Annotated in this window: 23 protein-coding genes, 1 other RNA gene and 1 pseudogene; 19 read left to right on the forward strand and 6 right to left on the reverse strand. The window is 39.3% G+C overall.

The features are described 5' to 3' along the window. Nucleotides 1–14: 14 nt before the first annotated feature. On the forward strand, nucleotides 15–1,259 hold the full coding sequence (gene odhB, locus ACIQCE_RS00350) for a 2-oxoglutarate dehydrogenase complex dihydrolipoyllysine-residue succinyltransferase (protein ID WP_400493131.1): 1,245 nt from the start codon (nucleotides 15–17) through the stop codon (nucleotides 1,257–1,259). A gap of 591 nt (nucleotides 1,260–1,850) precedes the next feature. Here odhB and ACIQCE_RS00355 read toward each other — a convergent pair. Then, a complete protein-coding gene (locus ACIQCE_RS00355) occupies nucleotides 1,851–3,335 on the reverse strand; it encodes an aldehyde dehydrogenase family protein (protein ID WP_400493132.1) in 1,485 nt (494 codons plus the stop codon). Between the two features lie 212 nt (nucleotides 3,336–3,547). Here ACIQCE_RS00355 and ACIQCE_RS00360 point away from each other — a divergent pair, with 212 nt between their 5' ends. From ACIQCE_RS00360 to ACIQCE_RS00395, 8 genes are all read left to right on the forward strand, one after another. Further along, a complete protein-coding gene (locus tag ACIQCE_RS00360; protein WP_400493133.1) occupies nucleotides 3,548–3,760 on the forward strand; it encodes a DUF6501 family protein in 213 nt (70 codons plus the stop codon). A 49-nt stretch (nucleotides 3,761–3,809) separates the two neighbouring features. Further along, entirely contained in the window at nucleotides 3,810–3,950 is a 141-nt protein-coding gene (locus tag ACIQCE_RS00365) for a DUF4025 domain-containing protein (protein WP_400493134.1), read from the forward strand. A gap of 289 nt (nucleotides 3,951–4,239) precedes the next feature. Beyond that, complete coding sequence (locus ACIQCE_RS00370; RefSeq protein WP_400493135.1) at nucleotides 4,240–4,581, forward strand: PH domain-containing protein; 342 nt, start codon at nucleotides 4,240–4,242, stop codon at nucleotides 4,579–4,581. A 166-nt stretch (nucleotides 4,582–4,747) separates the two neighbouring features. Next, a complete protein-coding gene (locus tag ACIQCE_RS00375) occupies nucleotides 4,748–5,395 on the forward strand; it encodes an SDR family oxidoreductase (RefSeq protein WP_400493136.1) in 648 nt (215 codons plus the stop codon). Nucleotides 5,396–5,432: 37 nt separating this feature from the next. Then, a complete protein-coding gene (locus ACIQCE_RS00380) occupies nucleotides 5,433–5,564 on the forward strand; it encodes a hypothetical protein (RefSeq protein WP_400493137.1) in 132 nt (43 codons plus the stop codon). Between the two features lie 117 nt (nucleotides 5,565–5,681). Beyond that, nucleotides 5,682–5,872, forward strand: a non-coding RNA gene (gene ssrS / locus ACIQCE_RS00385) — 6S RNA. A gap of 132 nt (nucleotides 5,873–6,004) precedes the next feature. Beyond that, entirely contained in the window at nucleotides 6,005–7,780 is a 1,776-nt protein-coding gene (recQ, locus tag ACIQCE_RS00390; protein ID WP_400493138.1) for a DNA helicase RecQ, read from the forward strand. Between the two features lie 235 nt (nucleotides 7,781–8,015). Then, the gene (locus ACIQCE_RS00395) at nucleotides 8,016–8,807 is read left to right on the forward strand and encodes a LysM peptidoglycan-binding and 3D domain-containing protein (RefSeq protein WP_400493139.1); all 792 of its coding nucleotides are present in this window, start codon (nucleotides 8,016–8,018) and stop codon (nucleotides 8,805–8,807) included. Between the two features lie 215 nt (nucleotides 8,808–9,022). Here the strand turns inward: ACIQCE_RS00395 and ACIQCE_RS00400 are convergent. Then, nucleotides 9,023–9,259: pseudogene (locus tag ACIQCE_RS00400) on the reverse strand (hypothetical protein); the annotation flags it as partial. A 187-nt stretch (nucleotides 9,260–9,446) separates the two neighbouring features. On the opposite strand from ACIQCE_RS00400, the gene ACIQCE_RS00405 reads away from it, so the two are divergent. The 4 genes from ACIQCE_RS00405 (at nucleotide 9,447) to prpB (ending at nucleotide 13,817) form a co-directional block, all read left to right on the forward strand. Further along, nucleotides 9,447–9,986: a DUF420 domain-containing protein gene (locus ACIQCE_RS00405; RefSeq protein ID WP_400493140.1), complete on the forward strand. Its 540-nt coding sequence runs from the start codon at nucleotides 9,447–9,449 to the stop codon at nucleotides 9,984–9,986. A gap of 320 nt (nucleotides 9,987–10,306) precedes the next feature. Then, entirely contained in the window at nucleotides 10,307–11,449 is a 1,143-nt protein-coding gene (gene mmgD / locus ACIQCE_RS00410; RefSeq protein WP_400493141.1) for a citrate synthase, read from the forward strand. A gap of 2 nt (nucleotides 11,450–11,451) precedes the next feature. Further along, a complete protein-coding gene (locus ACIQCE_RS00415; protein ID WP_400493142.1) occupies nucleotides 11,452–12,888 on the forward strand; it encodes a bifunctional 2-methylcitrate dehydratase/aconitate hydratase in 1,437 nt (478 codons plus the stop codon). Nucleotides 12,889–12,899: 11 nt separating this feature from the next. After that, the gene (prpB, locus tag ACIQCE_RS00420; RefSeq protein ID WP_400493143.1) at nucleotides 12,900–13,817 is read left to right on the forward strand and encodes a methylisocitrate lyase; all 918 of its coding nucleotides are present in this window, start codon (nucleotides 12,900–12,902) and stop codon (nucleotides 13,815–13,817) included. 34 nt (nucleotides 13,818–13,851) lie between these two features. Here prpB and ACIQCE_RS00425 read toward each other — a convergent pair whose 3' ends face one another. Together ACIQCE_RS00425 and ACIQCE_RS00430 are read right to left on the reverse strand one after the other, a co-directional pair. Beyond that, the gene (locus ACIQCE_RS00425; protein ID WP_400493144.1) at nucleotides 13,852–14,514 is read right to left on the reverse strand and encodes a lysozyme family protein; all 663 of its coding nucleotides are present in this window, start codon (nucleotides 14,512–14,514) and stop codon (nucleotides 13,852–13,854) included. 97 nt (nucleotides 14,515–14,611) lie between these two features. Further along, nucleotides 14,612–15,937 (reverse strand): APC family permease, encoded by a 1,326-nt coding sequence (locus ACIQCE_RS00430; RefSeq protein ID WP_400493145.1) that lies wholly within the window; start codon nucleotides 15,935–15,937, stop codon nucleotides 14,612–14,614. A 184-nt stretch (nucleotides 15,938–16,121) separates the two neighbouring features. Between ACIQCE_RS00430 and czrA the strand changes: the two genes are divergently transcribed. Continuing rightward, nucleotides 16,122–16,451, forward strand: a complete 330-nt coding sequence (czrA, locus tag ACIQCE_RS00435) for a Zn(II)-responsive metalloregulatory transcriptional repressor CzrA (RefSeq protein WP_400493146.1) — start codon at nucleotides 16,122–16,124, stop codon at nucleotides 16,449–16,451. 283 nt (nucleotides 16,452–16,734) lie between these two features. Here czrA and ACIQCE_RS00440 read toward each other — a convergent pair whose 3' ends face one another. Continuing rightward, entirely contained in the window at nucleotides 16,735–17,193 is a 459-nt protein-coding gene (locus ACIQCE_RS00440; RefSeq protein WP_400493147.1) for a CcdC protein domain-containing protein, read from the reverse strand. 511 nt (nucleotides 17,194–17,704) lie between these two features. On the opposite strand from ACIQCE_RS00440, the gene ACIQCE_RS00445 reads away from it, so the two are divergent. The 5 genes from ACIQCE_RS00445 (at nucleotide 17,705) to ACIQCE_RS00465 (ending at nucleotide 23,540) form a co-directional block, all read left to right on the forward strand. Then, the gene (locus ACIQCE_RS00445; protein WP_400493148.1) at nucleotides 17,705–18,565 is read left to right on the forward strand and encodes a hypothetical protein; all 861 of its coding nucleotides are present in this window, start codon (nucleotides 17,705–17,707) and stop codon (nucleotides 18,563–18,565) included. After that, nucleotides 18,549–19,154 carry a DUF4166 domain-containing protein gene (locus tag ACIQCE_RS00450; protein WP_400493149.1) on the forward strand — a complete coding sequence of 202 codons (606 nt, stop codon included), beginning with the start codon at nucleotides 18,549–18,551 and terminating at the stop codon, nucleotides 19,152–19,154. Before ACIQCE_RS00445 ends, ACIQCE_RS00450 begins: the two co-directional genes overlap by 17 nt. Nucleotides 19,155–19,666: 512 nt before the next feature. Further along, nucleotides 19,667–19,999, forward strand: coding sequence for a chaperone CsaA (gene csaA, locus ACIQCE_RS00455; RefSeq protein WP_353855553.1), 333 nt, complete (start codon nucleotides 19,667–19,669; stop codon nucleotides 19,997–19,999). Between the two features lie 527 nt (nucleotides 20,000–20,526). Then, nucleotides 20,527–21,918 (forward strand): MFS transporter, encoded by a 1,392-nt coding sequence (locus ACIQCE_RS00460; RefSeq protein ID WP_400493150.1) that lies wholly within the window; start codon nucleotides 20,527–20,529, stop codon nucleotides 21,916–21,918. 14 nt (nucleotides 21,919–21,932) lie between these two features. Further along, complete coding sequence (locus tag ACIQCE_RS00465; RefSeq protein ID WP_400493151.1) at nucleotides 21,933–23,540, forward strand: glycoside hydrolase family 43 protein; 1,608 nt, start codon at nucleotides 21,933–21,935, stop codon at nucleotides 23,538–23,540. A 42-nt stretch (nucleotides 23,541–23,582) separates the two neighbouring features. Here ACIQCE_RS00465 and xylR read toward each other — a convergent pair whose 3' ends face one another. Next, a complete protein-coding gene (gene xylR, locus ACIQCE_RS00470; protein WP_400493152.1) occupies nucleotides 23,583–24,743 on the reverse strand; it encodes a transcriptional repressor XylR in 1,161 nt (386 codons plus the stop codon). Nucleotides 24,744–24,747: the final 4 nt, after the last annotated feature.

Raw genomic sequence — 24,747 nt, forward strand, 5'->3', positions numbered from 1 at the left:
GGGGGAAATGAAAAATGGCGGAAATTAAAGTACCTGAATTAGCGGAATCAATCTCGGAAGGAACGATTGCTCAATGGCTGAAGCAGCCGGGCGATTATGTTGAGCAGGGAGAATACTTGCTTGAACTTGAAACAGATAAAGTCAATGTCGAACTGACAGCTGAAGAATCTGGTGTATTAAAAGAAGTGCTAAAAGATTCTGGTGACACTGTGCAAGTAGGAGAAGTCATCGGAACAATTGCAGCAGGTGAAGCTGGCGGAAGCGAGTCCGCAGCTAAAGCGCCTGAACAAGCTTCTGCACCTGCTCCGAAAGAAGAGCCGGAAGCTGAACAAAAAGAAGCGACGCCAAAAGAAGAACTGAAAGCTGGTAATGGCAGAACGATCGCTTCTCCTGCAGCTAGAAAACTAGCAAGGGAAAAAGGGCTTGACTTATCCGAAATTCCAACCGTAGATCCGCTGGGCAGGGTACGAAAGCAGGATGTGGCTTCTTACCAAAAGAATGAGACTCCTGCTAGTGCACCAAAAACAAGTGCTGTGGTGCAAAATGATCAAGCTGGTAAACCGGTTGAGCGTGAAAGAATGTCACGCCGCAGACAAACGATTGCAAAACGTTTAGTTGAAGTTCAACAAACTGCTGCTATGCTTACCACATTTAATGAAGTAGATATGACAGCTATTATGGATTTAAGAAAGCGCCGTAAAGATGCATTTCTTGAACAAAATGATGTAAAACTTGGCTTCATGTCATTCTTCACAAAAGCGGTTGTAGCAGCACTGAAGAAATATCCGCTCCTTAATGCAGAAATTCAAGGTGATGAGCTTGTCATTAAGAAATTCTATGACATTGGCATCGCTGTTGCAGCAAATGAAGGGCTTGTTGTACCGGTTGTCCGTGATGCAGACAGATTATCATTTGCAGAGATTGAAAAAGAAATTGGGCATCTTGCGAAAAAAGCAAGAGATAACAAGTTGTCTTTAAGTGAATTACAAGGTGGGTCATTCACGATCACAAACGGCGGAACATTTGGTTCTCTGCTTTCTACACCAATTTTGAACAGCCCGCAAGTTGGCATTCTAGGTATGCATAAAATTCAACTTCGTCCTGTTGCGATTGATGAAGAACGTTTTGAAAACCGTCCAATGATGTATTTAGCACTTTCTTATGACCACCGTATTGTTGATGGAAAAGAAGCAGTTGGCTTCCTAGTCACCATTAAAAACCTGCTTGAAGATCCTGAGCAACTATTGCTAGAAGGATAATCATCGAAATGAAAAGCTAGCTCCCGTTATGGGGCTAGCTATTTTTCTGCTTGTTTTTTTCAGTACGTTTAGACCAGTATGTAGAAAACCAGGACCCAGATCGATGATGCCATACTCTAAAAAGAGCACTAGGTACAACAGCAAGAGGTGAGAATTGTGCTGGCACAAGATCTGCACCAATCCAAAATAGACAAATACAATGACCCAAATGGCAAAGACTCTCCCTGCAAAGTGACTAATCTTGAAAAGGATGTTCAATCATTGATTCAACTCGCTTTTCTCTCATATCTTACTAATTTTAAATGAATGTTCTGAAAAAAATCCTCATTTTATAGTTGATTATATTAATATTATGTAAACTAATTGATGGTCTCCATAGGCATCTGCCTAAACGAAGTGCTCTCTTAATAGGCAGCCCATTTGACGTGTTTCGCCTACTCAAGTCGTTCATCAGGTTCATGCCTCCACCACTGATATCCGTATGTTGCTTTTTCATTTTGATATTGCCCCTTTCAACTATATTCACGAGCCTGCTGTCACATGCAATAACAAAAAAGCCGATGACATTGTCATCGACTTTGTATGTGCCTACTAATCTTGAAGATTAATCCAGACGCTCTTGACTTCTGTGTAGTTATTGAGTGCGTATGAGCCCATTTCTCTGCCAAGACCTGATTGCTTATAACCTCCAAATGGGGAGGCAGCATCAAAGACGTTATAGCAGTTGACCCAAACAGTTCCTGCCTCAAGGCGTGATGCAATATCATGCGCATGTTTTAAGTTTTCGGTCCAAAGTCCTGCCGCCAGTCCATATTCAGATTGATTGGCCCGTTCGACCACTTCATCAATGGAATCGTAAGGGATGGCAGATAGGACAGGTCCGAAGATTTCTTCTTTCGCAATGGTCATGCCATCTTCTACATCTTTAAAGACGGTTGGAGAGACAAAATAGCCGGCTTCATAAGGACATTCTCCTCCAACAACAGCTGTTGCGCCCTCGGATTTTCCTTTTTGGATATAGCCTAGGACACGTTCATGCTGCTCTTTACTAACGAGAGGCCCAATTTGTGTATCTTGATGAAGACCAGCACCTTGCTTCAGTGATTTGGCATATTCAGCCATTTGGTCAACCACTTCATCGTATTGACTGCGATGAATAAAGACTCTTGAACCTGCAGAGCATACTTGTCCTTGGTTAAACATGACACCGTTTAAAGCACCCGGAATGGCTTTCTTTAAATCGGCATCTGGTAATATGATATTTGGCGATTTTCCACCAAGCTCCAGTGTGACACGTTTGATGGATTTAGCCGCTTTCTCCATAATTATTTTCCCAACACTTGTTGAGCCGGTAAAGGCAAGTTTGTTGACATCAGGATGATCAGTGAGTGCTTCACCAGCTGTTTCACCGAAACCGGGTACAATGTTAATAACGCCATCTGGGAAACCAGCTTGATCAACAAGTTCAGCTAGATAAAGGGCAGATAGTGGTGTTTGCTCGGCTGGTTTTAAAACGATGGTACATCCTGTTGCTAATGCTGCACCCATTTTCCACATGGCCATCAAGAGCGGGAAGTTCCAAGGAATGATTTGCCCGACTACTCCGACTGGTTCATGGCGAGTATAATTAAAATACCCTTGATGAACAGGAATGGTTTGTCCAGTCATTTTTGTAGTCCAGCCTGCGTAATACCTCATGTGCTCAATGGCAAGGGGAACATCCGCATTCGTTGTCTCAACGATTGGTTTTCCATTATCAAGTGTTTCGAGCTGAGCAAGCTCAAGTTGATGTTCTTCCATTAAATCTGCGAGCTTAAACATTAAGCGAGCGCGTTCAGCAGCAGACATTGAGCGCCAAGGACCATGAAATGCGTTTTTTGCTGCTTTGACTGCGTCATCAATGTCCTTTGCCCCTGCTTCATATACATCAATAAGGGTTTCTCCTGTTGCTGGGTTAGGTGTAGAAAATGTTTTTTCGTCATGACTTGAGACAAATTGACCATTGATGTAGAGTTTTTTTGTGCCCTGGAGAAAAGATTCGAGTTTTGAACTAACCTGAAGTGTTGTAGAGCTCATAAATAAACAAACCTCCTTAAAGATATGGATTGTTCTGCGAGTTCTAGGTGGAAAAAAGCGGATAATGAACCAAAGATGATCTACGCACATAGCTGTAAACGTATACATTCATCATATTACACGTCATCTTTGAATGCAATCCATAACACTCATTGCATTTCACGAAAAATTGGCTACAATAAAAATAGAGATGAAAAAAGGAGTTTTTGATCATGATCCATCAAAATTGGCAAACAGCTAAAACGTTAAAACAAGTAAAATGTGTACATACGAATGCAAAAAAATATATGGTCAATCGCGCTTTAACTGAAGGAAACACCTACGACGTGAAAAATGAAACAGAAGAATTCCTCTTTGTGGTTGATAATACGGGGAAAGTAGGCGGATACCACAAAGATTATTTTGAAGATATTTCTTCTGAATGATTTACATGATCATCACTCATACTAAGGAAAATAGTAAAGGGTGATAATCATGTTGAAAAAGCAATCAGATGACAAGCAAGAAACTCAAAATGTTTGGCATGACAACGAAGATGCTGATATGGCGATAACACTTGAGCAGATTTCCGATGTGTATGCCGAGGGAACCATTGATACATCAAAAGATGAATAGCCATAAAAAAACAGTGGTTCGAGAAATCACTGTTTTTTTTATGGAGTGAAAACATCATGATTTTCATATATTTTCTCCAAATGAACCGAAACTTTTTTCCTTTTTAATAGTCTAAATTAGTAGAGGAAAGAGCATTGTACTAAAAAGAAAAAATTAAATGAAATTTAATCTATTCGTAATGGAATAACCACGATTTTTAGCGTATTCTATAAGTGAGAATAAAACGTACCCACAAAGCCGTGTGGCCGTTTTGTCATAAAGGAATTTGATGCAGGAAGAGGGGGTTTACGTGGGTATTTTTTCTGTCAGTAAACAAAATGATCATAAAAAATTTGAATCCTTACTGATTGAAGGGGAGCGAATTGAGGCTGTTTACAGACTGCGTCACGACCAAATTTGTTTCACAAATAAACGGCTGATCTTTGGTGATAACCGCGTATTTTCTAAAAAGAAAGTCAGGGTTTCCTTGCCGTATCGGTCAATTGAAAGCTTTGCCATTCAAGAAGCTGGTGTATTTGATCAGGACACAGGTATACTGCTGGTCACAAAGTCAAAAGTATTTGAACTAGACTTTTCAAAAGATACGGATTTGAGTGATGTGCAAGCCATCTTAACAAAACATATTTGCTAATTTACATAGATCACATGCACTTTTCTCATTTTTATTTCTTGTTTTAGATAATCGCAAGTTCATGAGCCTTTTCCAACTATTATGGGAAAGGTTTTTTTCTGTCGTTGTGTTTGAATGATGTCTAAAAAGGAAAAAGATGAAACAGATACAGAAAGGAGAATGAACAATGAAAGTATTAGTTGCTGGAGCAAATGGACATACGGGAAGACTTGTTATCCGTTATTTAAAAGAGAAAGGACATGAACCGCTTGCTCTTATTCGAGATAATAAACAAGCTAATGCTATGAAAGAACTTGGTGCATTGCCAGTCATCGGTGATCTTGAAAAGGATGTCACATCTGCTGTGAAACAGGCAGATGCCGTCATCTTTGCAGCTGGTTCAGGCTCAAAAACAGGTGCTGATAAAACCATTGCGGTGGATCAAGAAGGCGCAAAACGTCTCATTGATACAGCCAAAAAAGAAAACATTCAGCATTTTGTTATGCTTAGCTCATATAATGCTGATGATCCTAATCAAGGAAAAGGTCAAGGAAGTATGGAGATTTATTATGAGGCAAAACGAAAAGCGGATGAACATTTAAAACAATCTGGTCTTTCTTATACCATTGTTCGGCCAGGTGCGTTGTTACATGAAGAAAAGGCAGGGAAAATTGAAGCTGCTACGCATATTCCAAGTGATCGCAACATTGAGATTTCAAGAGAAGACGTAGCCGTTGTTCTTGTGGAAAGCTTAACCGAATCCAATGTGAAAAATAAATCTTTTGACCTCATTAAAGGAGCAAAACCGATAGAAGAAGCACTTCGCACGCTTTAAATTGTAGCGGGAAGATAATGAGAAAGGAGTGATGAGCGTGAGCTTAACGAAAGCAAAGGACCCATCAATTAGTGAAACGATGGACCAGATGCATTCAGACACATATGAAAGGTTAGAGGAAGAGCAGGATGTTGAAAGAAATGAGGGAAAATATATAATGGATGAATAGTCATTTTTTTAGAATAGTTTTTTTCTTCTGTCTGTCCAAATGGTCTTCTAATATAATCAGTTATTTTAACAGAGAAAACATATCTTGAATTTTAATAAACTTTCGTGTAGTATAGTTTAAAGGCTGCGATGTGCGTAATGTTAATAAAGTTTTAACCTTTAAGCTGTAATAGGGAGTTTTATATTGAAGCCGGAATGTCATGCCTCCTACTTTGTGAGAGGAAGACAGGAACGTTTCTGCAAACACCCACTTTGAGGAGTGGTGGTTTAAAACTTTCTTACTTAGATTACGGCATCCGCAGCTTTTTATGGGATGAATTAAGCCATTTTCCATTTGGAAAATGGCTTTTATTTTTGTGAAAATATGAAAATCAGTAGACAACATATAAATGAATCAATGTATGTTAAAATATACAAAACAAATGACGGAGAGGGAATAGGATGTTAGAACAAGCAGAAGCACTCCTTAAACAATACTATGGATTTGACGACTTTAGGCATGGGCAAAAACAAGCGATCGATTCAATTGTAAAGAAGCAGAGGGATACAGTATGCATCATGCCGACTGGCGGGGGAAAATCTGTTTGTTATCAAATTCCTGCCCTTATGATGGAAGGGACAACCATTGTGGTATCGCCGCTGATTTCTTTAATGAAAGATCAAGTAGATGCTTTAAATGAAATGGGAATACGAGCGTCCTTTTTAAACAGTACACTCTCAGCAAGCGAAATGAATACGCGTTTGGAAAAATGTGAACATGGTGAGTATCAGCTACTATATATCACACCTGAACGTTTACAAAATGAACGTTTTTTCAAACTGATTGATCAATTGGACATTCCTTTAATCGCTATTGATGAAGCCCACTGCATTTCAGAGTGGGGACATGATTTTCGGCCGAGCTATCGTTATATTCGGGAATGTTTGAACAAACTATCAAAAAGACCAGTCATTGTTGCATTGACGGCGACTGCAACGAAAAAAGTCCATCAAGATATTTGTGAGCAGCTTGGGATGAATGAGGAACAAACCATTTTTACTGGTTTTGCTCGAGACAATCTGTCTTTTAAAGTGGTAAAAGGAGAAAATAACGATCGTTTTATCACGCAATACTTGAAGAAGAATCATTTGGAGTCTGGAATTATTTATACAGCAACAAGGAAAGAAGCAGAAAGAATCTACAATCGTCTTAAAAAACAAAAAATCAAAGCAGGCATTTATCATGGCGGATTAGACGACGATGTGAGGGAAGAGCAGCAAAATCTTTTTTTAAACGATCAAATCCAGGTAATGGTGGCTACTTCAGCATTTGGGATGGGGATCAATAAGCCGAATGTTCGTTTTGTCATTCATGATCAAATTCCTAGAGACATTGAAAGCTACTACCAAGAAGCAGGTCGTGCTGGCAGAGATGGGCTTGAGAGCGAATGTATTTTACTGTTTTCACCACAAGGAGTCAGAGTTCAGCGTTTTCTCATAGAACAGTCAATTGAAGATGAAGGACGCTATCAGCATGAACTGCTTAAGTTAAGACAAATGGTAGATTACTGTCTTACTGAGCAGTGCCTACAGCAATTCGTGATGAAATATTTTGATCAATCAAGCCAAACAGTTTGTCAAAAATGCAGTAATTGTCTAGATGACAGGGAACATGAAGATGTAACGAGGGAAGCACAAATGGTGCTTTCATGTACCATTAGAATGAATGAACGATTCGGGAAAATGATGATTGCCCAAGTACTAGCAGGCTCTAAAAACAAAAAAGTGCTTGAATTTGGTTTCGATCGACTACCTACTTATGCTTTAATGAAGCAGCATTCAGCGCAGCATATTAGTGATTTCATTGAATTTTTAATTACCGAGGAGTATTTACACATGTCTGAAGGGGCTTATCCGACACTTAAGGTCACACATAAAGGAAAGAAAGTGTTAATTGGACAAGACGCTGTTTTTAGAAAGAAAGCACTCAAAACAATGGCCATTCAAGAAAATGATGCGTTATTTGAACATTTAAGGGTGCTAAGAATGAAATTAGCAAGAGAACAAGGAGTCCCGCCTTTTGTTGTATTTTCCGATCAGACATTGAAAGAAATGTCACAAATGGAGCCTAAAACCGGAGAAGAATTACTTCATATTAAGGGTGTTGGGAATCAAAAAAGAGAGAAATATGGAGATGTTTTTTTAGAAGCAATCCGTTTGTTTATAGAAAATGAGTGAAAATTTTTTTGCTACATTGGAACACATTCTCAAAATGACTTTGCTCATCCTTTTAAAACACTACTGCAGTGCGGGATGGAGAGGCTTTGTGGTCTGTTTTCCCAATGGAGAGAGATGTTTCATGTAAAGGAACTGTAATCTAAAACATATCGTTTTGTTATTGAAATGACATTTACATATGTTACGATAGCACTCGTTAGCCGCCATAAAAAGCTAACAAGGGAGGATTTACTTTATGAAGAAGACTATTATGTCCTTGGTTGCTGTTGCAGCAATCTCATCAACAGCAATCGGAGCGCAGCAAGCTTCTGCAAAGGAAATCACTGTGCAGAAAGGTGATACGCTTTGGAGAATTTCACAAAAAAATGATGTTTCTCTAAAGGACCTAAAGGGTTGGAACAATTTATCTACAGACATGATCTATGCAGGTGATAAATTGACAATCTCTTCAAAAGAGAAAACTCAGGAGCAGTATAAAGTCCAGAAGGGGGACAGCCTCTGGAAAATCGCTCAAAAATTCAATGTGTCAATAAGCGATCTAAAGTCTTGGAATAACTTAAACTCAGATATAATTATGATTGGTTCAACACTAAGTGTTGCTGGTCAAAGCTCTGCTCCAGTAAGCTCAGAGCCTGTTCAAAAACAGGAACCTGTCCAAAAAGAGCAAGCAACAAAAAAAGCTGCTCCTAAACAGGAAACAGCAAAAGCAGAATCATCTTCTGCTAGTCAAAGTGTACAAAAAGAAGTGACTGTAACAGCTACAGCTTATACAGCAAATGACGGTGGAATTTCAGGTATCACTGCAACAGGGGTAAACTTAAACAAAAACCCTCATGCAAAAGTGATTGCAGTAGATCCTAGTGTCATTCCATTAGGAAGTAAGGTTTATGTAGAAGGCTACGGTGAAGCCATCGCAGCAGATACTGGCGGCGCAATTAAAGGTAATAAAATTGATGTACATGTACCAAGCAAATCCCAAGCGAAAAATTGGGGCGTAAAATCAGTCAAAGTAAGAATACTTAACTAGTTGTCTATCGTTTTTTGGAAGAGAGCATCAGGTGGCGGCCTGATGCTTTTATTGTACCCTTTTTTTGACCAAAAAAACATATATTTTTCTGAAAAATTTGCATTTTCGACAAAAACCAGCATATACATAATGATAAACGTTTGTTTTTGTTAGTAGCTGTCCACCTCCGCTTTGTCTTTCCAATTGACTTGGACATCAAAATGATGTTTTTCTTAAAAGTGAATCAATCGGTCCAGTCTCTCTTGACGAGGTCGAAAGTGATCACAGGAATGTTTTGCTCTCTTGCAATTTCTTTTAAATGCTTCATACATATCAAACCGTCCCCATTGTCCGGCGATCCTTTCATATCGGCAATAGTGATTTTCCCCTCTTCAGAATACTCCGCAATCAATGAAAAATCAGGTTGTCCGAAAAGCTTTTTCACAAGCACTTAACATGATTTTGCACGTATCACAGAGATATCATAAAAAAACACACAATTTCCCATTGTAAACGAAGAGGATGGATCGATCAACCATTAGAGTGCAGCCTGCGGGCAAGTTTGTCCAAAATTCGACGAAGATAGCGAATTCATTGACTTTATGATCAAAGTTAAATAACATACTCTTAGTCGGAACTAATAAAGAGAGGTTTTCAAACATGAACGAACAGAATCAAAAACCGAAAAATTTTACAGGTGTTGTTGTCTTCTTAACAATTGCCATAAACGGATTAATTGCACTATTATTCTTCATGCCAAAAACAGATCAATTTAGTCATCTGGATATTACGTTTCTCCCGTTACTGAATGCAGTGATGAACAGTTTCACGTTTATTTTTTTGCTTTCAGCACTCATGATGATTAAACAAAAGAATATTAAAGCACATAGAAGATTTATTTTTGCTGCTTTTTCCACAACGCTTGTTTTTTTAATTTCTTATGTAACCTATCATTCAATGGCAGCAGATACGCACTTCGGAGGAGAAGGCATTATTCGTCCTATCTACTTCTTTATTTTGATTACACACATTGTGTTATCAGCGATCATTGTTCCACTAGCACTGATTACACTGTTTAGAGGTGCACAGATGCAAGTGGAGCGCCATCGCAAAATTGCCCGCTGGACGATGCCGTTATGGCTTTATGTGAGTCTAACAGGCGTCATTGTTTATATAATGATTTCTCCATATTACAGCTAACATGTCCAGATATACGTTCAGATTGTTGACAAAGGGGAAAATGGTGTTTATTTTCCCCTTTGTCATCTTTTCAGCGTGAATGGAAAACCCGAGCTACTTGTGTGGAGCGAATTGAACATTCGTGAGCGCCAGCGCGCTGATCTGATAACGAGTGCGAGGGTTTGTCTACACGCTACTTGTATTTACAAGATGAAGGGCTTTGGATAAAATGGGAATTGGGTGATCCGACTAGCACGGTATGTTCCCACCTATAGATTCACATCACTTCTTGCCGTTTGCTCGTTTGGAGAACAACAATTGATCGAAACGGGGGTTACATGATGACGGAACAACTGCAATATAAACCGGGACTTGAAGACATTGTCGCAAGCGAAACATCAATTTCATATTTAGATGTGGAACAAGAAGAGATTGTGATTCGCGGTTATGACCTCATAGAATTGGCACAAAAAAAGACATTCCTAGAAACAGCCTACCTGCTTATTTATGGAAGATTACCAGATGCAATGGAGAAACATCATTTTCAGCAAAACATATCCTCCCAAACAGTATTACATCCAATCATTCAAACAATTTTGACAAATTTGCCAAAAACTACCCACCCAATGGATGCGATAAGAACTTGCCTATCTGCTCTTGCAGGGTACGATGAAGCTTTACATGATCGAACAGCAGACTGCCAAAAAGCGCGAGCGGTTCGATTGTTAGGCCAGTTGCCTGCAATTGTTGCTGGAAGCTATCATATTCTCACTAAAAATGCCACTATTTCTCCAGACCAGAACAAACCCTACACAGAAAACTTTTTAGCCATGTTAACAGGGCGTATACCTACTCAAGATGAAATAACTGCTTTTGATCAAACGTTAACGCTATATAGTGAACACGAGCTGCCTAATTCTACTTTCGCTGCCAGAGTCATTGCCTCCACTCATTCAGACATGTACGGTGCTTTTACTGGTGCTATTTCATCATTAAAAGGTGATTTGCACGGAGGGGCGAATGAAGCGGTCATGCATATGCTTCTTGAAGGAAAGACGACAGAAGGTTTCCTTGCACTCATTGAACAAAAACTAGCGGCAAAAGAAAAAATGATGGGCTTTGGCCACAGGGTATATATGAGAAAAATGGACCCGAGAGCGGCTCTTTTAAAAATAACATTGAAAACGCTTACTGAATCAAAGGGAGATACGACATTGTATGACATGTGTGAAGCAGGGGAGGCATACATGAAAGAAAAGAAAAACCTCTATCCCAATCTTGATTATTACGCAGCACCTATTTATTATGTGCTCGGTATTCCAATTTCGCTTTACACACCAATTTTTTTCGCTGCTAGAGCGAGCGGACTTGCTGCCCATGTGATTGAACAGCATATGCACAATCGCATTTTTAGACCAAGGGTGCGGTATTTAGGACCAAGAGGATTAAAAGTCTCAAATGATGATGGGAAAACGGAGGAATGAAGATGAACAAAACAGCTTTAGCAAGTCAAACGGATCAGCTATTAGAGGAGATTGCAGCTTATGCTGTTGAGGGAGAGATCACGAGTAAAGAAGCCATTGAGACCGCTCGGTATGTGTTAATGGATACACTCGGCTGCGGAATGCTGGCACTCAATTTTCCAGAATGTACGAAACATCTAGGTCCTATTGTGCCAGGAACAGTTGTACCAAACGGTGCTCGGGTCCCAGGCACCTCGTTTGTCTTAGATCCTGTTCAAGCTGCTTTTAATATCGGTTGTATGATTCGGTGGTTAGACTATAATGACACTTGGCTTGCACAAGAGTGGGGGCATCCATCTGATAATTTAGGCGGGATTTTAGCAGTTAGTGATTATATCAGCAGAACACGACTTGCAAACGGAGAAGAGCCACTCACCATGAATGAAGTCTTGCACGCTATTGTGAAGGCACATGAAATACAAGGTGTGCTTGCATTGGAAAATAGTTTAAACAGAAATGGACTGGACCATGTTCTTTTTGTAAAAGTTGCTTCGAGTGCAGTGGTTTGTGCCATGCTTGGCGGGACGAAAGAAGATGTACAACATGTTTTATCACAAGCATTTATTGATAATTCACCTCTTAGAACTTATCGACATGCACCTAACACTGGCTCAAGGAAATCATGGGCTGCAGGTGATGCAACAAGTCGTGCGGTGAGATTGGCGATGATGACATTGAAAGGCGAAATGGGTTATCAAACGCCACTAAGTGCGGAAAATTGGGGATTCGAAGATGTATTGATGAAGGGAAAACCCCTCACCCTTGGTCAGCCTCTCGGTTCGTATGTGATTGAAAATGTTCTCTTTAAAATTGCCTATCCTGCTGAGTTCCATGCACAAACCGCCGCAGAGGCTGCTGTGATGCTGCATGAAGCGGTGAAGGATCGGTTAGATGAGATTGATCGAATAGAGATCACAACACATGAATCTGCCATTCGGATTATTGATAAAAAAGGGCCGCTTTACAATCCGGCAGACCGTGATCATTGTTTGCAATATATTACAGCCATCGGACTAATCTATGGTGAGCTAACGGCTGATCATTATGAAGAGGAAACAGCGCAAAACCCGGTCATTGATCGTTTAAGAGATCGAATGGTTGTGAAAGAAGAGAAAAGGTATACCGAAGACTATTTAGACCCGAAAAAGAGATCTATTGCCAATCGAGTTCAAATCTTCTTTAAAGACGGGACAATGACTGACGGGGTAGAGATTGAATATCCATTAGGTCACCGTAAAAGAAGAAAAGAAGCGATTCCACTACTCGAATCAAAATGGAAGTATCATTTAAAAACGAGATTTCCACAAAGACAAGTAGATCAAATCGTGACACTCTGTCAAAATCCAAATCAATTAAAAACAACAACCGTACCAGCATTTATGGATTTATTCGTCATATAAGGGGGATCAGCATGTGGATCGTGAATGAAGAAAAAAGTCAAACGGAATTAGCTGCAGCATTTGCTGAACAAATGAACAAATCGGATTTATATCAAATCCCAGGCGTTCACGATGCAATGTCTGCGCTCTATGCCCAAAAGATTGGCTTTAAAGGTCTCTATTTATCAGGTGCCGCTTTTTGCGCAAGCAAAGGCCTTCCGGATCTTGGAATGATCCATTCAACCGAAATGGCTGAAAAAGCAAAAGAAATCATTAGAGCTACACAGTTGCCCCTTTTGGTGGATATGGATACCGGATATGGCGGTGTATTAAATGCAGCAAGGGCCGCAAAAGAAATGGTCGAAAGCAAGGTGGCTGCTGTCCAAATTGAAGATCAGCAAATGCCGAAAAAATGTGGGCATTTAAACGGAAAATCACTCGTTCCAGTAGAAGAGATGATTGCCAAAATCAAAGCAGTGAAACAGGCGGCTCCAACGCTTGTTGTTGTCGCAAGAACTGATGCTAAATCAGTAAGTGGGATGGATGATGTCATCCATCGGGCTAATTTATATGTAGAAGCAGGAGCTGATGCCATTTTTCCTGAAGCGCTCGTCACCTCTGAAGAATTTGTGCAGGCTTCAAACAAGATTAAGGGTCCGCTACTTGCAAACATGACGGAGTTTGGTAAAACCCCATACTTTCATGCAGATGAATTTTCTGCTTTTGGCTTTCAAATGGTGATCTATCCTGTGTCATCCCTAAGAGTCGCTGCGAAAGCGTATGAGCGTTTATTTACAGAGATTATGGAAAAAGGAACGCAGCAGGGAATGCTGGATGATATGCAAACGAGAAAAGAGTTATATGAAACGATTCATTATGATGAATATGAAGAAATGGATCAGCATTTAGCCAAAACAATTCTTCCGGAAATCGGAAAGGAACATAAATAAATTGAAAAGCACCTCCCAAACGGGAAGTGCTTTTTTACGATGATGGTGTGGATGATGAAGCCAATTTCATTTTTTCTTCAACTGTTTTCGTTTTTTCTTTTACTTTTTCAGCATAAGTGAAATCGCCATAGCAATACGGATAGCGGTAGTTATCTTTGTCGCCTCCACACGTATATAAGTTAGGGTTGCGTTTCACTTGCTTTTTGGAGTATTGCTTTGCCAATTCTTCGGAATGCTTTCCCCCGTTTTTCGCAACAAAATCAATATAGCCGATTCCCATGTTATAGCTTTGAATAATGGTTTCCAAATCAACGCCTTTTTTCTTTCCATGTTTGTACATAGAAGAAAAATGATGGATTCCTTGTCTGATGCTTTTCTGAGGGTCATTGATTTCATTTCTTTTCAAACCAAGAGATTCAGAGGACTGCATCGGATCTCCGCCCCTGCCTTTTGATTCTTGATACATCATACCGAGGATTAACGCCGTATATTGATCTAAATGTTGATCTTTTAACTCAGTCTCTACAAGCGGTTTGTAATCATCCAATCTCAACAAAACAATTGATTCCGTATCAATGGGCAACTTTTTTAACTCCTTTTGATTAAAAGAAACGAAAATAGCTGCTAATACGAAAACAAACAGAAAAATCGTGAAACAGCCTGAAATGGCAAAACATCCTGTTTTTCTCTTTTTCAAGGTCATGTTCACCCCTGTTTTGTCCCGCTTTTAAAGGGAAGTACAGCCTTTATATTATGACACATTCTGCACTGGATACCAAGCGAAAACATAAGAATCAATCATATCTAAAAGTAAATTCAGCTCTTGTTTTCAGCCTGTAGCAAAAATAGAGAAAACCGATAATGAGCCAGACCAAACCGATGATCAATGCATTTGTGCTAATGCTTGTTAAAAGCCATATACAAAATGCCATGCCGCAAAGAGGAATCACTGCATATCTTAGGATATGAAGAATGCCTCTTTGTTTTTGTCTCACTATATAATGGGCAAAAACAGACAAGTTGACAAAAGTGAAGCCAATTAGCGCACCAAAGCTAATAAACGAATAAATGACCTCTAGCTCGCCAATCACTGCAGATAAAGAGAAAACACCGATTAATAAGATATTCAAAACAGGGGTTTTCAATGTCGGATGAATATAACCGAAGAAACGCTTTGGTAAAGATTCATCTCTGCCCATCGCATATAGCAGTCTTGCTGCGCTCGCATGTGACGATAACGAGGATGAGATGACAGCCACCATGGTTCCAGCTAAGAAGAACGAGTGGAGGAATGCACCGCCAACAAATTCAGCAATTTCAAGTGAGGCTGCATCAGGATGCTTGAACTGCTGGAAATTTGGGAAAACCTGCTGTAAAAAATAAGACGTGATTATAAACAAGACGCCTCCAATTGCTACCGTTAGGAAAATCGCAAGCGGAATAGTCTTTTTAGGGCGGATGGTTTCCTCAGACAGCGTAGAAATCGCATCAAAGCCTAGAAAGGAAAAGCATAAAATGGTCGCTCCAGAGAAAATAAGTGCAGGGTCTAAACTCTCTGAATAAAAAGGACGAGCTGACACTAGTTCTCCACTGCCTAAGTTTTGGGTAAGTCCATAAATAATAAAACCAACAAATGTAACAGCGATCATCACTTGAAAGGTGACAAATAATGCCGTAATGTTGGCTGTGAGCCGGATACCGATGACATTGACAGTCGTTATGGCGATAGCAAGTATGATGATCCAAAGGTCATGAGGTACAGTTGGAAAGGCTGCTGTTAAATAAGCACTCCCTATTGCAAAATTCACCATAGGCAAAAATAAATAATCCAATAAAAGAGTCCATCCTACAAGGAAGCCGATATGAGGATGAATACTTTTTTGTGCGTATGTATATGCAGATCCTGCTTTTGGAAAAGCCTTCACCATATTCCCATAGCTAAGCGCTGTCAATAGTAATGCTAACAAAGTAAATATATAAGCTGCGGCCACGTGTCCTTTCGTTAGCTGAGCAACAATGCCGTATGAATCAAATACGACAAGTGGATCCATATAAGCAAGCCCGATTACAACAAGTGGAATCACAGTCAGGCTGCGTTTTAGTCTTGGCTCTTCAGTCAATTTGCCTATCAGCTCCTTAAAAAATGAATAAATAATGCTCATTTTAAAAAGAATGCTACCTTGTGTCAATGCTATTTGAATAAATCTTTTTTAAAAGATGTGCCAGCTTTGCATGACGCACATTTTGGTATATGATGATACATAGAAGTAAAAAGTGATTTGACTGACAAGAAAGGTGAAGCTTATGAAGGAAAAACTGAATACAAATCAAGATCAGGAACGGATGGAGCTGGATGAAGAAAGCCTGTTTCTTGTATCACAAACATTTAAAGCCTTATCTGATCCCACACGTATTCGTATTCTGCATCTGCTTTCTCAAGGTGAACATTCGGTAAATGATATAGCTGAAACACTCAATCTCATGCAATCAACGGTATCTCATCAGTTGCGCTTTTTAAAAAATCTTCGTCTCGTGAAATCAAGAAGAGCAGGGACGTCCATTTTTTACAGTCCTGAAGATCAACATGTAATGGAAGTCCTTGAACAAATGATTTACCATACGCAGCATGATTGATAAAAACCTCAGATGGATGACAAAGGGCTAAAATGGTTTCATTTTAGCCCTTTGTCATCTTTTTAGCGTGAATGGAAAACCCTTGAAGTCTAGGAAGACCTGAGCTATTTGCGCGGAGCGAATTGAACATTCGTGAGCACCAGCACGCAGATTTGACAACGAATGCAAGGGCTTGTCGACACGCTGAAATCTTCCTTCATCTTAAATAGGAAGATTTTTATGCATGATGCACTTGGACATGTCTCTTATTTGCTTTCATCATTTGATAAGAAAACACCATATATTAAGCGGCAAGCAGAAAAAAGCTGAGCATTGTCAGGGCATCAGTACTCACAATATGCTGATAAAGCTCAAATATGTTGATGGTAGTAATGGAATGTTTCGTGATCTCAATCAATTTAAAGGCAAACCTTGATAAAAACAAACATAAAATAAAACACTCGATCCATTTACTCGTTTTTACATAGAGCCGGCCATTTTCCGATTTGATACGCACCGTCTGATAGGAATGAGCGGCTAGGATACTCCCAAAACTCATGCCAATTGCGGCATAAATTAAAATACTGTTATTTTGCAATCCTTCTGTTATGAGAATAAGGGCGGTCAAACCAAATACATTCATTCTTAAAAAAAGCGCCACCGGACGGACAGGTTGATAGCGTCTCATTCGATTCATTCGAATCATGATACACATCATCATAATAATCCCGATGATGAATAACTGCCACACGTCTTGCGTCATGATGCAACCTCCTCCTGCATGGGCAGGGATGTAAACGTAATGCTGGCTGTTAGTTATCTTTACCATTTTTTCTTTTTTTATCAAACCAAACCTTGCATTTATCAAAAAGAGGAAAAGTCGGATCACATTTTGTCCATTGTGATGCTGCTAATAGTAAGAAACAAGTATAAGGCTGAACTGCATGAAGTGAGCTTTAGGACCATATATCGTCATAATGATACAATCATTTCCGTATGAAAAGAGTCATTGAAGTAGTATTAAAATTCGCAGATGAAAAAGGCTTTATAACACTGACGGTTCAAACAATGTAAATTCCAACTCTTCATAAAAGCAATTAAATTAAACCGGTTTCAATAAAAGGCAACAGCAGATAGTTGTTTACATAGAAAAGTGAATCGCTTCATCGTAAGCGGTTTTTATTTTGCCAAAATGGGAAATTAAAGAATTGACAGTTTTGTGAAACATGGTATGCTTGTTATGTGAAATAATTCACATAAAGGAGTAGAGGCAGATGAAAAGAAAGCCTGTTTATGTGGAAACAGAAATCAATGCACCATTAGAAAAAGTATGGGAATATACACAAAATCCAAAGCTACATGAACAGTGGGATTTGCGGTTTTCAACCATTTCATTGAACGGTCCTAGAAATGAGCAGCCTCAATCTTTTCTGTATGAAAAACATCTTGGATTTGGCGTGAGCGTCACAGGGACAGGTGTTTATCGAACAAACATCATGGATGACCGTGATGAAAGAGCATCGTCACTGACATTTACATCGTCACACCCATTGTCCTTTATAAAAGAAGGTGACGGCTATTGGAAGTATATTAAAACGAATGAACATATTGTGTTTAAAACGCAATTTGATTATAAGACGAGAGAAGGAAAGGGATGGAAGTGGGCAGACCGGCTCTTTTTTCGGCCGATGATGGGATTGATCACCGCATTTAGTTTTGGCTCATTAAAAACATGGCTAGAAAAGGGGATTCACCCTCGGCTGTTATTAGAGAGAACTCTTGCTCATTACGGGATTTGTTTGCTTTTTGCCTTCGTCTGGATATGTCAAGCAGTCATGCCGTTTGCACATTCTGCTTTTGATCATCGTCCAGGATTTCGATTGTTTTACGTGCTTTTAGGCGTATCATGGCTCATTTTTCATCTACCGAAAAAGTATATATTCGTCCTTCAAAGTGTTTTTCTTCTCATTATACTTATTATAGGGATTATGTCCCCACATGCGACGCTCCATGAGCCACTTGTGATGAGTGCATTTTTGATCTTGTCGATTGCGGGCATGATCAATCTGAAAGATTGTGTAGATGTGTTTTCGATGAAACGAAAAAGGAGAGAAAAACATGGTCGTTCATCATAATCTAGTGAAGGATTACGAAAAGCTACATCCGAAATTAAAAGATCGGTACAACAGGGCTTTTGTGGCAGAAGGAATGATGGAGGAAATAGGTGGCGGGACAAAGTTCATCCGATTTCTCTTCCGATTAGGTCCATTGTTTCGTTGTTTTTTTCCTGAAAGAGGAAAAGATATTCCCTTTCGCATCGTCAATGAGCCATTTACGACAAGTAAAGGAGAAGAAGGATTGCACTGGTTTCGTACGTTTTATTTTCCTCAAAAGGAAAGATATTTTGATGCGGATATGGTGATTGATCGAGAGAGTCACAGGGTATTAGATTACTTTGGTCAGCCAAGGATTCTCATGTCAGAGCTTCATTTTACAGTGACAGAGAATCGGTGTCTGCACATTCAATCAGGTAAACAAAAGTGTTTGTTTGCAGGCCGAGAATGGCCACTCCCTTCATGGCTTTACGGCATGTCAGATGTAACAGAAGGATACGATGAAGACACAGAAGAGTTCACGATTCATGTAATTGTAAAAAATCGTATATTTGGTACTCTTTTTACATACAAAGGGCGGTTCACAGAGAAGGGTGTTAGTGATGAATAAATTTGATATAGTTACTAGCATGATGTTGTTGCGAGTCTTTCTAGTGAATATTGCCCTACCACTCCCATATTCGCAGCTTATAGCGATTTTTAAGCCTATCAATTAGAAGCAAAAAGCAAATGTCCAAAAGCAGTTACGGTGACGAAGAATTATATTTCTCGCAACCAAAATGGCCCTAGTTGATGCAAGATGGAAACGATTGGAAGGATGACAAAAAAGACCAGCAAAACTCCACATGTCTGATAATGTAAACAAGTGTTAACTTTTGAGAGGAAGCAGTAGGATTATCTGCCATTTTACAGAAATTATTATATAGTTGCAAATCGTTGAAAGAATACAACAAATACATGATGTGGAATGAAATGTAACGAGATCGTAAAGGGAAAGTAAAGCAGGTGATCATATATGTGACAATGGATGAAAATCAAAGAGAGACAAGTATCAATTAGTGATAAAACAAGTGTCTTTCATGATTCAAAACATTTTTGAATGAAAAGGAGAGAGCAATTCATATGGCAGATATTGAACAGTTTTTAGCGTTAGATATTCGTGTAGGCACGATATTAGAGGCAGAATTTTTTGCAGAAGCAAGAGTTCCTGCCTTGAAATTGAAGATTGATTTTGGTCATGAGATTGGCGTGAAACAGTCAAGTGCACAGTTAACGAAACGTTATTCTGCTGAGAGCCTGATCGGTAAACAGATAGTGGCAGTCGTCAATTTCCCGCCAAGAAGAATTGCAGGGTTTAAATCAGAGGTGCTTGTGCTAGGAGGTATGCCGACCAAAGAAGATGTTGTGTTACTTTCCATAGATGAACCGGTTGAGAATGGGACGAAAATAGGATAAGTATGAAAAAAAGACATCTCCTTAAAAGAAGATGTCTTTTGCGTATTGAGGCGGAATCACCACACGCCACATTCGTGTGTGTCTCAAAGAGACGTGTGACCCGACTTACACAATTCAGCTCATCGCTTGATTAATATAGCATGGTCGAAGGTGAAATGCAAGATGGTATGGATTCAAATTATCATATATTTGCATAAAAGAAGAAATGAGCAAGCAATAAAGGAAAAATTGGAAATATATAAGTTATGAGGAATATTTTTTCAAAAAATATTGAAAAGTCAGATCAAATTATATAAAATAAATTCATCTTAGTTTATTGATTAAACAAACTAAGATACTGATTATAAATTTTTTCTAAAAAAGAAGGAGTGATGATCAGAACGCATTCATGTGATCTGTTGCTTATCTAGGCTAAGTCGGTCTATTAGAAAAACCAATTTTGAAAGCGCTTTAATTTAATTTACCTTTTGCTGCTGCCCTACACATTCTGTTGTTAGAAGATGCAAAGTAAAGAAAGGGGAAAGCTCATGGTTAGTGAGAATTTAAAGAAGATTCGCATGTCGGAAAAAGTTGGATATGCTTCAGGAGATTTTGCATGTAATTTGATTTATGCCACTGTCTCTACGTATCTATTATTTTTTTATACGGATGTGTATGGTTTATCCGCTGCAGCTGCAGGAACCATGTTTTTAATTGTACGAGCAATTGATGCGCTTGCAGATCCTTTTATTGGGGCAATGGTCGATCGAACCAATAGTCGATTTGGCCGCTTTAGACCTTACCTATTATTTGGTGCCTTTCCGTTTGCGGTACTAGCCATCCTCTGTTTTACAACACCTGATTTTTCCGCTATGGGCAAATTAATTTATGCCTATATAACGTATGTCGGTTTATCGCTTACATACACATTCATCAATGTTCCTTATGGTGCTTTAACATCCGCAATGACGAGAAATAACCAAGAGGTTGTCAGTATTACGTCTGTTCGTATGTTTTTTGCAAATCTCGGAGGTCTTGTCGTTGCTTTTTTTGTTCCATTTCTTGCTACTTATTTAAGCGATACAACGGGAAATACGGCACTTGGCTGGCAGATGACGATGGCATTTCTAGGCATTCTAGGGGGCGGGTTACTTATCATTTGCTTTAAAACTACGAACGAACGAGTGTCGCTTCAAAAGCATGAGGAAAAGATTAAGTTCACGGATATCTTTGTCCAATTACGTGTGAATCGTCCACTAGTTGTGTTAAGCATCTTCTTTATCATTATCTTTGGTGTTAACTCCATCAGCAATTCAGTTGGTATTTACTATGTGACCTATAACCTTGGAAAAGAGGATTTAGTTAAGTGGTATGGATTAATTGGAAGTTTGCCTGCTTTATTGGTGTTACCTTTTATTCCGCGGTTACACAAACGATTAGGAAAGAAGAAACTGCTGTACTATTCTTTATTACTTAATATCATAGGGCTTCTTGCTTTACTGGTTGTGCCGCCGAATCAAATCTTTCTTATTTTTCTCTTTCGATTAGTAGCGGCCGCAGGAAGTATTACAGCTGGCGCCTATATGTGGGCACTTATTCCGGAAACCGTTGAATATGGTGAATATAAAACAGGGAAAAGAATGGGAGGACTGATCTATGCAGTGATCGGCTTTTTCTTTAAGTTTGGGATGGCATTAGGAGGCATTGTGCCAGGTCTCGTACTTGATAAGTTCGGCTATGTGGCAAACCAAATGCAAACACCTGAAGCATTATTGGGGATTTTAATCACCACAACGGTGATACCTGCATTTTTACTCATTTTAGCGATGATTGATATTCATTTTTATAATCTAGACGAGAAAGAGCATCAAAAGGTCGTCAGAGAGCTTGAGAACAGGGATAAGGTGTACGTAGATCATATAGAGGATTTTAAAATGTAATGGGAGGGTGTTCAATGAAAATTATGAATCCAGTTCTAAAAGGATTTAACCCTGATCCAAGTATTTGCCGTGTAGGAGAAGATTATTATATTGCAGTATCTACATTTGAATGGTTTCCAGGTGTTCAAATTTATCATTCAAAGGATTTGGTCAATTGGCGGTTAATCTCACGGCCTTTGCAAAAAACGTCTCAATTAGATATGAAAGGAAATCCTGATTCCGGCGGAGTATGGGCACCTTGTTTAAGTTATTCAGATGGTCTGTTTTGGCTGATTTATTCAGATATAAAGGTAGTAGACGGTCCGTTTAAGGATGGCCATAATTATTTGGTGACCTGTGACACGGTGGATGGAAAGTGGAGCGATCCCGTTCAGCTCAACAGTTCAGGATTTGACCCGTCTTTATTCCATGATCGAAGCGGTAAGAAATATTTATTGAATATGTTATGGGATCACAGAGAAAATCAGCATTCTTTTGCAGGGATTGTCCTGCAGGAATACTGTGTGGCAGAGCAAAAGCTGATCGGTCAGCGAAAAGTCATTTTTAAAGGAACAGATATTAAATTGACGGAAGCCCCGCATCTTTATCAAATCGGTGACTACTATTATTTATTAACAGCAGAGGGAGGAACGCGGTATGAGCATGCAGCCACGATTGCCCGCTCCTCGCATATTGAAGGTCCGTATGAGGTTCATCCGGATAACCCCATTTTAAGTGCATTTCATGATCCGAGGCATCCATTGCAAAAATGCGGACACGCCTCCATTGTTCATACACATACGAATGAATGGTACTTGGCTCATTTAACAGGTCGTCCGATTCGATCAAGTCAAGAGTCTATTTTTCAACAAAGAGGATACTGTCCTTTAGGAAGGGAAACAGCCATTCAAAAGCTTTATTGGAAAGACGGATGGCCATATGTAGAGGGTGGTAAAGAAGGGGCGATGGAGGTCGAAGCACCTGCTGTCACTGAAAAGGTATTCTCTTCAACTGTCCCAAAAGTCGACGAGTTCAAGGAATCAGAGTTAAATATGCATTTTCAAACATTAAGAATTCCGTTTACAAGTCAAATTGGTTCTTTAACAGAAAAACCCGATCATCTCAGATTATACGGTCAGGAGTCTCTAACATCTAAGTTTACACAATCCTTTGTTGCACGGCGTTGGCAAAGTTTTTATTTTGAAGCGGAAACGGCTGTTTCGTTCTTCCCCGAAAACTTTCAACAAGCAGCTGGTCTAGTGAATTATTATAATACAGAAAACTGGACAGCTCTTCAGGTGACATACGATGAAAAACTCGGCCGTATACTTGAGTTGTCCGTCTGCCAAAATCTCGCTTTTTCTCAGCCGTTAAATGATAAAATCGTCATTCCAGACGGGGTGCCATATGTATATATAAAAGTGACTGTTCAGCAGGAGACTTACCATTATTCTTTTTCTTTTAACCAACAGGATTGGAAGAAGATTGACATCTCGTTTGAATCCAGCCATTTGTCTGATGATTTCATTCGTGGCGGCGGATTCTTTACAGGTGCATTTGTCGGCATGCAATGTCAAGATACAAGTGGCGCACATTTGCCTGCTGATTTTAAATACTTTCGTTATGAAGAAACATGTGAATAAAAAAAGACAACAGATGTGTGCTGTCTCTTTTTTATACGGATTTTATTGGGATTTGGTGACATCATTTAAGAAATTTTCTATCACAAGAGATGTCATGCCTAATGCAGGAGCATGTTGACCTAAAGAGGAAGGGAGCAGCTCAATATGAGTGCTGAATTGAGAATACATTCTTGAAGACACTTCATTTTTAATGACATTCAATACCATTGGGTGAGATTCAATCACCTTGTTTCTTAATATAACGGCTTGCGGATTAAATGTATGGAGGACATTCGTGAGCCCAACCCCAAGATAAAATCCAAAATTGCGCAACGCATTTAATGTTTTCATATCATTCAGCTTAGCGAGCTGTTCAATTTCTTGATAGGAAACCCTCTGATTATTTGATTGCAGTGACTGAAATAATGCTTTCTCAGATGCATACAGCTCCCAGCATCCACGGTTTCCGCAGCTACATGTTGGTCCATTAAAGTCGATCGTCATATGCCCCATTTCACCAGAAAAACCGTAAGCACCTCTGTATAAATGACGTTTGATAATGATGCCGATCCCAATTCCTGTGCCGATACTTGCATATATTAGGTGATCATAGTGTTTTGCTGCACCAAATATTTTTTCACCATAAGCCCCAGCATTTGCTTCATTTTCAATCAATACGGGCACATGGAACGTTTTCTTTAGACTAGTTTTTAGATCGAAGTTTTTCCATTTTGAATGAGGCGTAAAGACGATTCGTTCATTTTCATCAACTAAGCCTGGGATACAAATTCCGATACCGACTAGTCCATATGGAGAAGAGGGAATCTGTGAAATAAAATGCTGAATTAACTCAATTAAGGTGCTCTTCGTATCTTCAGGTGAATTAGATTTGAGCATGAGTTGTTGATGAAGAATAAGGGATCCTTCAAGATCTGTTAATATGCCATTGACATAATCAACACCTACATCAATGCCAATAGAGTAACCCGCATGTTTATTAAACATTAGCAAAACTGGTCTTCTTCCGCCGCTAGATTCACCTTGACCTATTTCATAGACAAGATTTTCTTTCATCAATGTACTCACTTGAGAAGAAACAGTCGATTTATTTAATCCAGTGATTTCAGATAATTTTGCTCTAGAGATTGGCGCATTTGTAAGAATTTCTTTTAGCAAAAGCTTTTGATTTATTTTTTTCACAAAGGTTTGATCAGCGATATCCACTTTA

The sequence above is a fragment of the Bacillus sp. NPDC093026 genome (assembly GCF_044754665.1).
GTDB classification, from domain to species: Bacteria; Bacillota; Bacilli; order Bacillales; family Bacillaceae; genus Bacillus; species Bacillus maqinnsis.

Bases quoted from the DNA above. Each gene is read 5' to 3' on its own strand.
- recQ (WP_400493138.1), top strand. From the start codon at position 6,005: ATGTTAGAACAAGCAGAAGCACTCCTTAAACAATACTATGGATTTGAC.
- ACIQCE_RS00465 (WP_400493151.1), top strand. From the start codon at position 21,933: ATGAAAATTATGAATCCAGTTCTAAAAGGATTTAACCCTGATCCAAGT.
- odhB (WP_400493131.1), top strand. From the start codon at position 15: ATGGCGGAAATTAAAGTACCTGAATTAGCGGAATCAATCTCGGAAGGA.
- mmgD (WP_400493141.1), top strand. From the start codon at position 10,307: ATGACGGAACAACTGCAATATAAACCGGGACTTGAAGACATTGTCGCA.
- ACIQCE_RS00395 (WP_400493139.1), top strand. From the start codon at position 8,016: ATGAAGAAGACTATTATGTCCTTGGTTGCTGTTGCAGCAATCTCATCA.
- ACIQCE_RS00375 (WP_400493136.1), top strand. From the start codon at position 4,748: ATGAAAGTATTAGTTGCTGGAGCAAATGGACATACGGGAAGACTTGTT.
- ACIQCE_RS00365 (WP_400493134.1), top strand. From the start codon at position 3,810: ATGTTGAAAAAGCAATCAGATGACAAGCAAGAAACTCAAAATGTTTGG.
- csaA (WP_353855553.1), top strand. From the start codon at position 19,667: ATGGCAGATATTGAACAGTTTTTAGCGTTAGATATTCGTGTAGGCACG.
- ACIQCE_RS00355 (WP_400493132.1), bottom strand. From the start codon at position 3,335: ATGAGCTCTACAACACTTCAGGTTAGTTCAAAACTCGAATCTTTTCTC.
- prpB (WP_400493143.1), top strand. From the start codon at position 12,900: ATGTGGATCGTGAATGAAGAAAAAAGTCAAACGGAATTAGCTGCAGCA.
- ACIQCE_RS00460 (WP_400493150.1), top strand. From the start codon at position 20,527: ATGGTTAGTGAGAATTTAAAGAAGATTCGCATGTCGGAAAAAGTTGGA.
- ACIQCE_RS00405 (WP_400493140.1), top strand. From the start codon at position 9,447: ATGAACGAACAGAATCAAAAACCGAAAAATTTTACAGGTGTTGTTGTC.
- ACIQCE_RS00440 (WP_400493147.1), bottom strand. From the start codon at position 17,193: ATGACGCAAGACGTGTGGCAGTTATTCATCATCGGGATTATTATGATG.
- czrA (WP_400493146.1), top strand. From the start codon at position 16,122: ATGAAGGAAAAACTGAATACAAATCAAGATCAGGAACGGATGGAGCTG.
- ACIQCE_RS00450 (WP_400493149.1), top strand. From the start codon at position 18,549: ATGGTCGTTCATCATAATCTAGTGAAGGATTACGAAAAGCTACATCCG.
- ACIQCE_RS00360 (WP_400493133.1), top strand. From the start codon at position 3,548: ATGATCCATCAAAATTGGCAAACAGCTAAAACGTTAAAACAAGTAAAA.
- ACIQCE_RS00445 (WP_400493148.1), top strand. From the start codon at position 17,705: ATGAAAAGAAAGCCTGTTTATGTGGAAACAGAAATCAATGCACCATTA.
- ACIQCE_RS00415 (WP_400493142.1), top strand. From the start codon at position 11,452: ATGAACAAAACAGCTTTAGCAAGTCAAACGGATCAGCTATTAGAGGAG.